Source organism: Gelidibacter salicanalis (assembly GCF_007997285.1).
Lineage (GTDB): Bacteria > Bacteroidota > Bacteroidia > Flavobacteriales > Flavobacteriaceae > Gelidibacter > Gelidibacter salicanalis.
Genome location: NZ_VORX01000002.1, coordinates 170,127 through 181,111 on the forward strand (window position 1 = coordinate 170,127; position 10,985 = coordinate 181,111).

The window sequence follows — 10,985 nt, forward strand, 5'->3', positions numbered from 1 at the left end:
ACACTTATGAAGCTAATTAAAAATACCAAGTTTTATAATAGATTAGGTTACGTTATGGCATTGTGCTTCATGGTAACGTTCCACGGACATGCGGATGTATATCAAAACGGAGTTTTAGAGCAAAAATATCCCGTCATCCCTACGCCTCAGAAGATTCAATATGGGAAAAGTGAACTAAGCTTTAAAGCATTCCAAATTGTCAAAACTGATTTTATTGGTGAGTCCAATCAATTAAGAGCGTTTTTTGAAAATAATGGAATTTCAGAAGGCTCGGAGGGAATAAAAATTCAAATGATTCAGGAACATATTCCTGTTCATAACGCTGACGAAGCCTATAAAATACAAATCGATTCTGAAATTAAAATCTGGGCTACAACCGCCAAAGGCGCGTATTACGCTATAAAAACACTGCAACAAGTGTTCAGACAGCAAGGTAATTTTGGTGTTATCCCACAGTTGCAGATCACCGATTGGCCTGCGTTTAAAGTAAGAGGCTTTATGCACGATACGGGTAGAAATTTTCAATCGGTTGCCCAATTAAAAGAGCAGTTGGAAGTCTTGTCGCAATACAAGTACAACGTGTTCCATTGGCATTTAACAGATGATCCAGGATGGCGACTTGAGAGTAAGTTGTATCCGCAGTTGCAAAACGAAGACGCGACGTCGCGAGGGAAAGGAAAGTTCTATACCCAAGACGATTTTAAAGAGATTTTGGCCTTTTGTAAAGCACGGCATATTACCGTGATTCCGGAATTCGATATTCCAGGGCATTCGCGTGCTTTTAGAAACGCGATGGGTTTTGATAACATGAGAGATGAACGGGCGCTTCCAGCGTTACTAGACTTATTTGATGAATTGATGGACTTGGCAAGCGCTGAGGAGATGCCGTACATTCATATTGGTACGGATGAAGTGAGAAACAAAGAAGAATATGTTCCAGACGGGTTTGTCAAAACCATTATGGACCGTGTAAAATCTAAAAATAGGGAACTCATTGTTTGGAAAGAAGGTATTGAAATTGAAGAAGATTCCACTTCCATCAATCAACTTTGGGCGCAGCATACGCCACGTAAAGGACATCGTTTTATAGATTCTCGGGCCAATTACATCAATCATTTGGATCCTTTTGCGGGAATGGCGCGGTTATTTTTCCAACAGCCAACGCGGCAACCACAAGGCGATGCTTTAGCCTTGGGCGGTATTTTAGCAGCGTGGCCGGATAATAATGTAGCTGAGGAACGCGATATTTTAATTCAAAACCCGATTTATCCTTCCATGGTATTTTATGCTGATGCGATATGGAAAGGACGCGCAGAGAATAAATTAGAGTATTGGGCAAAGTTGCCGCCAGTCGGTTCAAAGGAACTGGAAGAATTTAAAGCGTTTGAAGACAAAGTCATCAGTCACCGAGACCTATTTTTTAAAAGAAAAGAATTTCAATACATACGTCAAACAAATTTTGAATGGAACCTTATTGGACCCATTACAACAGATGGTGATGTAAATTTAAGTTTCCCGATTGAAGATTCTTTGATTAATTCCTACAAAATAGACGAAAAAGAATATACATGGTCTCAACCTATCGTTGGTGGGACGACCCATTTTAAGCATTTTTTCGGATTTCCAGCAATAACAACCGAACAAACAGGAACCTTTTATGCTTACACAGAAATCTATTCGCCTGACGACCGGGTACAGGATTTCTGGGTAGGATTTCAAGGTTGGTCGCGGTCTGGTGGAAGACGTGTAGGGCCATTTCCTGATCAGGGGCAATGGCATACCACCAATCCTAAGATTTGGGTGAATGGAACAGAAATAGCACCGCCCGTTTGGAAGCAGCCTAATTTAGGTACCCGAACAGACGAAATCCCATTTATAGACGAAGATTATTTTTTTAGAGCACCCACAAAAATCGCCTTAAAAAAAGGCTGGAATAAAGTGCTGTTGAAAATTCCTCAAGATAAAAATTCATGGAAATGGATGTTCACCTGTGTGCCAATACATCTAGAAGACGGTGCGGTGAAAGAGGTGAAGGATTTAAAATTTAGAGCGGTTTTTAATACGGAGCCAAAGGTTTCCGTTACTGAATTCCCTAAAGATAATCAGCTCTATGCAAGAGATGCGATTAACAAGGCAACGATTACTGTTTCTGGAATTGCTGACAGCACCGTGGATAGCCTCATCGTAAAAGTGCATCGCGATAAGAATGTTGTTACGAGGGAGGCTTTTAAAGCCAATGGCGCGTTTTCAATTCCCCTAGAAATTGAAGCGCTAAAGCATAATTACACCGTTGAATTGTTTCAAAAAAAAAAGGACTAGAAACACTTATTAAACGAGCGACTCAGGTCACGGCCGGTGATGTTTATGTGCTACACGGACAATCGAATGCTTGGGCAATTGATTACGACAACGCTTATAACGATAACAATTTGCCAGCAGATGCCCAGTGGGTACGGACCATTGGGGCCATGCATGTGTACAATAAGCCCGCTATTTATCCAGAAGCTGAAAATACTGATTGGTATTTGGCTAGTGGTAAAGCTCCGGATATTCGTGGTGGCGTGCAACTTGTAGGCAACGGCATGGTGGGTGTGTTGGGATTGAATATTGGACTGAATTTAGTGGCTTCAGAAGACATCCCTATCGCCATTATTAATGGTGCAGGCGGAGGTGGGGCCATCTCAGCGTATCAAAAAACGACACCGTACAATTTGGATGATGCCTATGGCCGTTTACAGTACCGATTGGAAGCTTCGGGTTTAAAACATAACATAAAAGCATTCATCTGGAATCAAGGAGAAAGCAATGCAGACGACACTGTCATAGCTTATAAAAGCGCATTAAATCAATTGTTTGCTGATTTTAATACGGATTTTAGCTTTGAAAAATTTTATATCATTCAAACACCACCCGGATGCGCTGCTAAAAATGGTCACCAAAATGTTAGGGAGGCACAGCGGCAGTTTGCTGCAGCGCATACTGAGGTTAAAATAATGACGCGCCATGGTTTTCCTATAAACCCAATAACTGCTGACGGTAATTATTTCTTGTCAGATGGCTGTCATTACCACGCGCATGGTTATGAGGTGTTGGCAGATTGGATTTCAAATTTGGCGCAACATGATTTTTATAACGGAAGTAAAGATTATCAAGCGCCGCAATTGGTTCGTGTTACCAAAAGATCTGCTAAATCTATTAGCATCGAGTTTACCAAGCCGGTAACTGTGCAATCAGACTTAAAAGTTGGAGAAACCATCTATTCTGCAAAAGACAATCTCTTCGCCATTACCTCCAAAAAAAATATAAAAATTTTAGAAATACAAACGGATTCAGAAAGCTCAAAAAAAATTATACTACAGCTTGACCGACCTCTCAAAATTGGGGAAACCTTAACTTATATTTTAGACGACAATTACACCAATACCACAACACCTTATCGAGGGCCGTGGCTTGTTGATGCACAAACCGGTGTTGGTGTTGTAGGGTTCACTTCAACGATAAAATAAGTTTCGATTGTTAAATTATCATCCAGTGCGTTTTTTTATTAGCACATGTATAATAAATGCACTGTAATATTCGTATATTAATAATGCGTAAAAGTGCTATAATCTTACCAACTCCTCACTTAAAAGGTCATTAGTCGAAAATATTTACTAGTCTCTAATATTTTGCATTCATTTAATCTGTTAAATTAAACTTAAATAATATTATGACAAAAAAGGTACTTAATTTACTGTTGGTGTTAAGCGTTCTTTGCACTTATGGTATGCAAGCACAGACAACGGTAAAAGGTGTTGTTGTTGATGCGGCGAGCAGTTTGGGACTTCCGGGAGTTAGTGTGTTGGTAAAAGGCACATCCAAGGGAGTCACTACAGATTTTGATGGTAATTATAGTATTGAAGTATCCGATGCTATGAGCACTTTACAATTTTCTTATGTTGGGTTTACCACTCAAGAAATTGCAATCAATGGTCAAAGCACGATTAATGTTTCTTTAATAGAAGACGTTAGTCAGTTGGATGAGGTGGTTGTAACCGCCCTTGGTATTAAAAGAGAACGTAAATCTTTAGGATATGCCGTTCAAGAAGTTAAGGGAGAGGCTCTTACAGAATCGAGAGAAACTAACGTAGCCAATGCATTATCTGGTAAAATTTCAGGTATACAAGTTATTAAAGGAAGTAATGGTCCTGCTAGTTCTTCCAAAATTGTGCTTAGGGGTAATAGCTCGCTTACAGGTGATAACCAACCCTTGATTGTTGTGGATGGAATTCCTATGGACAACTTTACAGGTGCTGATAATACGGACTTTTTTAACCCATCTCAAGATATGGGTAATGGTTTGGGCGATTTAAACCCAGATGATATTGAAACTATGACCGTTTTAAAAGGCGCCTCGGCTGCTGCACTTTACGGTTCTCGTGCAGGTAATGGTGTCATTTTAATTACTACAAAAACTGGTAAAGCAAGAAAAGGTTTAGGAATTACATTCTCTGCAACCACTGGCTTTGAAAGATTATTTATAGAGCCTGAACTTCAAACTGATTTTGCTCAAGGTTCTGAGGGAATTTATAATAATCAATCTCGTTTAAGCTGGGGTCCTAAAATTACAGGACAATCCGTTGAAGACTGGAAAGGTGATCAAACAACTTTAAGAGCTTATGATAATCTTGGAAACTTCTATAAAGGCGGTTTTAATCAAACTTATAGTATTTCATTTCAACAACAATTAACTGAAGGGACGTCATTGTACAGTTCTGCTAATTATTTGGATGATGAGAGTAATGTTCCTGGAGCAACTTTAGAAAGATTAAACTTAACTACAAGAGCAGTTTCAAAATTTGGTGAAAATAAAAAATGGACTACGGATGTAAAAGTTCAATATATCAACACAAAAGCAGGAAACAGACCTTTAAACGGTAGTAATAATAATAATGCTTTCGGAACAATTGCGCAATTACCAGTATCACTAGACGTGTCACAATTTGAAAACACTACGGATGAATTTGGTAAAATGAGATGGTTCGTTCCTGAAAATGCTGAAAACCCATATTGGTCTGCCAAAAACAGGTTGAGTTCTGATGCAAGAGATCGTTTTTTGTTAAACGGGTCTATTAAATATGATATAACGGATTGGTTGAGTACTGAAGTAAAAGCTGGTGCCGATTTATATACCACTACTAACGAATCTAAATTGTACTCTGGTAGCCCAGGAAACAATACAGGTAGATATAGTTTTGGTAAAGACTCTTTTATAGAGAAAAACTTTAGTGTTTTGGTAATGGCTAGTCAAGATGATATTATTGGAAAGTTTGGTGGCTCAGCAACTCTAGGTGGAAATATTATGGGAAGAACTTCCAACAATATTAGTGGAAGCTCTGGAGAACTTGTGGTGCCTAATTTATTCTCATTGAATAATGGTGTCAATGCTGCAAGTGTTGGCCAAGGTTCTAGCGAAAGAAGAACAAATTCTATTTATGGAACATTCCAAATTAACTATGACGGATTCTTATTTGTAGATTTTACAGGTCGTAATGACTGGTCTTCTACATTGAGTAAAGAAAACAGATCCTTCTTTTATCCATCTATCAGCACATCATTCGTGTTTACTGAGATGTTAACAAAATCTGGTTCAGAATTACCAGGATGGCTAACTTTTGGTAAAATAAGAGCGTCTTATGCAACTGTAGGTAATGACCTTCCTCCGTACCAACTTTATAACAGTTATTTCATTGGTAATGATGCTAATGGGAATACTACAGCAGGTACCAACAACGTTCTTTTTAATCCTGATTTAAAAAGTGAGTTGATTAAATCTCAAGAAATTGGTTTTGAAGGTCGTTTTTTCAAAAACCGTTTAGGTTTGGATTTTGCATGGTACAAATCTAATGCTACCAACCAATTAATTCCTTTGCCGTTAGATCCATTAAGTGGGTATTCTGCCAAGATGGTTAATGCTGGGGATGTTCAAAACACTGGTATTGAATTAACTTTGAATGGAAGAATATTTGACAACTCAGAAGGTTTTAGCTGGGATGCAATTCTTAACTATTCCACAAATAAAAACACCATTGAAAGTTTAGCTGATGAGGTTACTCAATATAGATTAGGTGGTTATGATAACTTAGCTGTATTAGCAATTGAAAAAGGCGGTTACGGTGAAATTTGGGGAACAAAATTCTCAAGAGTACAAGATGAAACCAGTCCTAATTTCGGAAAAATAATTGTTGACGGCAATGGATTACCAACCGCATCTAGCGAGAAATTTAAATTAGGGAATCAACAACCTGATGCGATGATTGGTTTTACAAACAACTTTACGTATAAAAATCTGTCTTTCGGATTTATGATTGATGCACGTCTTGGAGGCGAGATATTCTCTGGTTCCAACCTTGCGCTTCAAGAATCAGGTAATGCTGCTGTAACTGTTGTTAACGGTGAAAGAGCGGATATTATAGTTGATGGTGTGGTAAGTGATGGTAGTGGTGGTTTTGTAGAAAATACTACAGGTGTTTCTCCGCAACTTTATTGGACAGCAATCACTAACAGATCTGGAAACTTAGGAATTAATGAGGCTAATATTTTTGATGCGACAAACGTGAGATTGCGAAATGTAAACCTTAAATATACGATTCCATCCACATGGTTAGGAAATTCAGGCATTCAAAACTTGAAAGTAGGACTTTCGGCAAATAATGTATGGATGATAAAAAACAACTTAAACGGTATTGATCCGGAGTCAGTTTTTGCAACCTCTACTAACGCAACAGGATTTGAATACCTTTCTCCTCCTACAACCAGTAGTGTGTTCTTAAACTTATCTTTAAGCTTCTAAAAAATACGTATCTTTAAGTAAAAAAAATTAATACAAAAGTTATGAGAAAAATATTAAAAAAAACAGGCCTAGTAGGAGGTGTGCTCTTAGCATTCCTATCCTGCTCTGAGTTTGAAGAAGTCAATATTGACCCAGTGGCAGCGGGTGCTGACCAAGTACAGATAGAATATTTTATTAATAGTTCTATAGGTGGTGCGCAACAGGATCCACATATTTCAGAACGTGTATTTGTTCTTTATTGGGACGATGCGGGCCATATGACCAGAGTTGGTACCTTATCTGAAGGCAGCGCTAATGATGGTTGGACAAGTGATTATTACAATGGCTATGTATCTAAATGGTTAAGAAATATCAACGCTGGTATAAACATTGCTGACGAGCAAATTGCTTCTGGTAGTTTTAGAGAGCATACTCCAAATCTTAGAGAGGTTGCTAGAATTTGGCGTGCCTATATCATGAGTGAAATGACGGACAATTTTGGACCTATTCCAGTAAGCGGCTTTAATGGTGAAAACCCTGAATATAATGACGTTCAGGAGGTGTATTACTACATGCTTAAAGAGCTAACGGAGGCTACTAAAGCACTGAATCTTGAGGTGTCAAATCCTGACAATGCATTGAAAAAATTAGATCCGGCTTATGGGTATGATTATGCAAAATGGAAAAAGTATGGTAATTCTTTAAGAATGCGTTTAGCGATGCGTTTATCAGAAGTAGATCCAGCGAAGGCTCAAGCCGAATTTGAAGCTGCTGTAGCTGATGACTTCATCAAAGTAGCAGACGATAATTTCTCTATTAAAGAAGAAGGCGGTTGGAGTGATTATACAGGGGTTATGACCAGAGAGTGGTGGGATCATGAAATATCTGCTACATTAAATAACTTAATGATTGGCTTAGGTGGTATTCCATCTGCTGATGTATTGTCGGCTGATAAACTTGGTTACATTAAGCCAGCAAATTATTTGGGTCTTAAATTTGAGAACCACTTTACATCGTTGACTAACGATCCTTCTGCAGGTTACTTTTTTGATGGATTGCATAAAACTATTGATCCTAGAGCCTATGATTTATATGTAATTCCTGGCGATTATAATGATCCAGAGTTTAATTCATATCCATCTTGGACTAATGGCGCTAAGACTACAAAAAGAAATTTAGTAGATGCTACTGATAATGTAGTGAAAGAAATTGATGCAGCATTTACTTGGAATGCTTACACCGGTGGTGATTGGGGAGAAAAAGGAGCTAAGAATAAAGTGTATGGTTTTACAGGAACTTTACCTCGTTTAGCTAATAAGTACAGAAATGGTACTAACGAAAGAATCTTCTTTGCGTCTTGGGAATCTCACTTCTTAATTGCCGAGGCAGCTGTTAGGGGCTGGGCAGTACCTTTAAGTGGCAAAGCAGCTTACGAACAAGGGATTGCTGAAAGTTTTGCATACAATGGCGTTACAGCTCAGTTAAGTGATTATTTAACTTCACAAGATTTTAGTAGAGTTGGTACTTCTGTGAGTTGGGACCACACCACTGAGCCACCATCAACAGTGGCTATGACTTACAAAGATGGGTATACAGGGGCGGCAGGAACCGTCAATGTTAAATATCCGGAAAATACAATCTATAAAAATGGGACTGTGAAAAATGACCTTTTGACAAAAATCATTACTCAAAAGTTTATTGCACAGACACCATGGTTACCGTTGGAAACTTGGAGTGACCATAGACGTTTAGGCTTACCATTTTTTGAGAATCCGGCCATTGAGAAAGAATTAACAAATCTTCCAGCTTTGAATACTGGTAATTATATGGGTAATAGCATCAACTTTTTTGGACAACGATTAAAATACCCTTCTAACTTCGGTAGCAATATCCCAGCTGGATATGCACAAGCAGTTGATAAATTAGGTGGACCTGATACAGTGTTTACCCCATTATGGTGGGCACAACAAAATTAAAACTTTAAAATTTTTCAATTATATTTTATGATAGTCGAAAAAAGGGAGAACTGTAACGGTTCTCCCTTTTTTATGTAAAAATAAGAATATAATTGAAGTTAGCTTTTGAAATTTTAGTCTAGATTTTTATTGCTTTACGATAGTCTTTGTTCTTGATTCTAACAGCGCAGCGTTCTTCAATCTTTTTATGACAAATTTAAATTGAAGAATTTAGAATCTTAGCTTTCACTTCGTCAATATATGAGCGGCCAATTCCGTATCGCATGCCGTCAATTTCAATACTGTTGCCTTCTACAGCGTCAATTTTACTGATAGAGATGGTGTATGATCTATGAATTCTGATAAAATCGGAGGCTGGCAATACGTCGGTAAAGTCCGCTAACGTACTGTGGATCATAAACCGACCGTTGGTAGTCGTGATCTTGAGATAATCTTTTTGACTTTCTATCACTAAAATCTCATCCAAAAACACTTTTTTCATCTTCTTCTTATCAATCTTAATAAAAACGAAGGGACGGGTAGGGCCTAAATCGGTTGGTGCCTGCTTAATATTTAACCGTCGGTACACCTTGTTCAACGCATTCATAAAACGGGGGAATTCAATTGGCTTCACCAAATAATCAAGCACATCTAAAGCGTAGGTTTCCACGGCGTAATCAGTATAAGCTGTCGTGATAATGATCAAAGGCGGTTCTTTTAAACTTTTAATAAAACTTAAGCCGTCTAAAATTGGCATGCCAATATCTAGGAAGATCACATCGACCTTATGATGCTTTAAAAAGTTTAAACCATCAATAGCGTTGTTGAAGGAATTCACCAATTCGATGTCTTCAATTTTTTGGAGATAATTTTTAATGACGTTAATCGCTAAAGGCTCATCATCAATAATTAAACATTGTATCTTCATAACCTACTATTTAAATTCCCATTTTATGCGCTCCTGTATTTATGCCGTAACCTTTATCTTAAGATGAATTGTAAATGTCTCTGCATCGCTTTTTATGGTGAGTTCATAATCCTCCTTATCATACCCTAAACTTAATCTTTTTTTTACGTTCTCTAAGCCAATGCCACTAGATTGATTCAACTCATGCGTCAAGGTATGCGCTGATGGTAGGGGATTGGTTATGGTGAAATAAAGAAAATCGCCTTCTACCACAAACTCAATATCCACATTTACCAAACCAATATTTTTACTCACACCGTGTTTAAAGGCGTTTTCAACAAAGGTGAGCAGCAAAATGGGCGCTATAGTCTTATCGTGGATATCTCCGGAAATGCACATCTGCACTTTTAACAAATCATCGTGCCTGATTTTTTCCAAATCGAGGTAATTCTGGATGCACATGATCTCATTTTCTAAAGACTGCCGTTCAGATTTTGTCTCGTACAATAGGTAGCGCATCAGTTCGGAAAGCCTTAAAATTATTTTAGATGTTTTGTTGGATTTTTCCAAAGCCAAAGAATGGATGTTATTCAGCGTATTAAAGAAAAAATGCGGAGAAATTTGCGATTTTAAGAACAGTAATTCAGTTTCTAATTGAGCCTTTTCAAGATCGGCTACACGTTTGTGTTCCTTTAAAAAATCTAAGGTAACTTTTATGGCGGTTACAAAGGTGATCACGTATAATTCGCCAATCATCATATCAATCACATAGTTGAGCGTCAGGTTGTTTATGGGATTTGGGCCTTCTGGCCACACTTCACTGCTAATTAAAAAATAAGTGAGATTGAATTTTGCCAGCACCATTAAAAAAATGGCCGAAAGAATCAAAATCACAAAAGGCACATACTTCTTTTTAAACAAAAACTTGGGCATCAAAAAGTAGATGTTAAAATAGCATAACGCAATATGGATTGGAAACCCAAGCAGGTTTGTTTTTAGTGAGTAGAGGTAATCATCAAAGTAACTTCCCCATCTAAAAGTGTTAAATAAAAAGTAAACAGACCAAAAAATAATATGGTGCCAAAACGAGATTCTGTAGAGTCTGTTGGATTTAATGTTCATTAAAAAAATCTTTTGTGATGTTCAGGAGAGTTAACGTGTCGTCCGTCTAATTTAATTTCAATTGTGGTTAAATTTATGAAAATTTATGGAGTGAATTCAGTTTGTTTTTTTTCTTTCGAAATAAATGATCAAAGGATTCTAAAGCCTGATGAACGCTGCAATTTGCATTTGTTTGATTTCATTTTGTATA

6 protein-coding genes are annotated in these 10,985 nt (G+C 37.6%); 4 read left to right on the forward strand and 2 right to left on the reverse strand.

Annotated elements, in window-relative coordinates; translation table 11 throughout:
* Positions 1-6 precede the first annotated feature (6 nt).
* The 4 genes from ES711_RS04015 (at position 7) to ES711_RS04030 (ending at position 8,787) form a co-directional block, all read left to right on the forward strand.
* The gene (locus tag ES711_RS04015) at positions 7-2,319 is read left to right on the forward strand and encodes a family 20 glycosylhydrolase (protein ID WP_146890345.1); all 2,313 of its coding nucleotides are present in this window, start codon (positions 7-9) and stop codon (positions 2,317-2,319) included.
* A gap of 47 nt (positions 2,320-2,366) precedes the next feature.
* The gene (locus ES711_RS04020) at positions 2,367-3,506 is read left to right on the forward strand and encodes a sialate O-acetylesterase (RefSeq protein WP_170245235.1); all 1,140 of its coding nucleotides are present in this window, start codon (positions 2,367-2,369) and stop codon (positions 3,504-3,506) included.
* Between the two features lie 203 nt (positions 3,507-3,709).
* Positions 3,710-6,832, forward strand: a complete 3,123-nt coding sequence (locus ES711_RS04025; protein ID WP_146890373.1) for a SusC/RagA family TonB-linked outer membrane protein — start codon at positions 3,710-3,712, stop codon at positions 6,830-6,832.
* Between the two features lie 41 nt (positions 6,833-6,873).
* Positions 6,874-8,787 (forward strand): SusD/RagB family nutrient-binding outer membrane lipoprotein, encoded by a 1,914-nt coding sequence (locus ES711_RS04030; protein ID WP_146890375.1) that lies wholly within the window; start codon positions 6,874-6,876, stop codon positions 8,785-8,787.
* A gap of 196 nt (positions 8,788-8,983) precedes the next feature.
* Here the strand turns inward: ES711_RS04030 and ES711_RS04035 are convergent, their stop codons facing one another.
* Positions 8,984-9,694 carry a LytR/AlgR family response regulator transcription factor gene (locus ES711_RS04035; protein WP_146890378.1) on the reverse strand — a complete coding sequence of 237 codons (711 nt, stop codon included), beginning with the start codon at positions 9,692-9,694 and terminating at the stop codon, positions 8,984-8,986.
* 39 nt (positions 9,695-9,733) lie between these two features.
* Entirely contained in the window at positions 9,734-10,795 is a 1,062-nt protein-coding gene (locus ES711_RS04040; protein ID WP_146890381.1) for a sensor histidine kinase, read from the reverse strand.
* Positions 10,796-10,985 lie beyond the last annotated feature (190 nt).